Consider the following 1,041-nt stretch of genomic DNA (forward strand, 5'->3'; position numbering starts at 1 on the left):
GCCTCTGCTGCTAGCGATCGCTCTCTCTCTAGCTAGACCGTCTTCATTCGGATGCAACTGGCTGCGATCGCGTCCCAACTTGAATCGCTCAAACCGGCTTTCTTTGATGCCTATGCAGATCTCGATAGAACGTCACTCAAACTCGACTCGGCTGTTATTTCTCGCACGTTAACGGTTGGACAGTAGGACGACCCAAACGACATCCTCGATCAGGAACAACGGCTCAAGCAGCTCAGCCGTTGCACCACACATGAGCCAACGGACGGACGACCAATGATTTGGTCGATTCGGCGTCGTCCCTCGTCACACTGGTGTTAGCGATCGCTCTCACCGGTTGCCTAATGACTCGGTAGTTGAAGGGGATGCTGGCATCGCGGACACCAGGAGCTGACGGGATGGACGTTCCCAGTACCATACAATGGGCGATCGCTCTCCTAACATCAATGACAGATGACGGAGGACTCCCGCTCAGGCAATTGGCGCGGCGACGTCGTCCCAGGAAACAGAAGCAGAAGCAGAAGACTTGGGGACAAACAGTCAATGTAGTCATGGCGAGCGCGGAGGGCGTTGAGGAACGATAGGTGTTCGGTTGCTAGGTTTTGGGCAGGATGGCCTGACGCGGCTATCCGGTGACGCTGGCACTAGGGGGATCAATGCCCAGGTGTAGTGGGATAGTGGCTATATCCTTGTTCGGCGGCGTGGATCTCGACTTGTTGGGCAATTTGCGCGCGGCTGCTCTGCCGCATCCCTCGATTCCCTGGCCGGTAATGCTTGATCATGTAGTCTTGGCACACTGAATCGGTTTTTGATGTCCGGCATCGGCCCGTTCTCTACGGGTTAGACCGCTTGCGCCTTGCGTTCGATAATGACTTACTAATCGTTTTAGGTTTTAGATGAGTTATGCGCAGTCGATGACAGGTGGGGCAACTCGCTAAAATGATGCGATCGCTATAGCCCTGGTCACGCAACCTTTCTATCTGCTCTAATGACAAATAGCGTGGCACGGTTTCTGCTTTTCTTGAAACCGGGGCACCTCTAGTT

1 protein-coding gene is annotated in these 1,041 nt (G+C 54.3%); it reads right to left on the minus strand.

Annotated features, from left to right (window positions below; genetic code table 11):
* Positions 1–232 precede the first annotated feature (232 nt).
* A complete protein-coding gene (locus tag V6D20_05250) occupies positions 233–550 on the minus strand; it encodes a hypothetical protein (GenBank protein HEY9815196.1) in 318 nt (105 codons plus the stop codon).
* Positions 551–1,041: the final 491 nt, after the last annotated feature.

The organism is Candidatus Obscuribacterales bacterium (assembly GCA_036703605.1).
In the GTDB taxonomy this organism is placed as follows: domain Bacteria; phylum Cyanobacteriota; class Cyanobacteriia; order RECH01; family RECH01; genus RECH01.

Excerpts from the sequence above, each read along its gene's own strand:
- V6D20_05250 (HEY9815196.1), bottom strand. The coding sequence starts at position 550 with ATGACTACATTGACTGTTTGTCCCCAAGTCTTCTGCTTCTGCTTCTGT.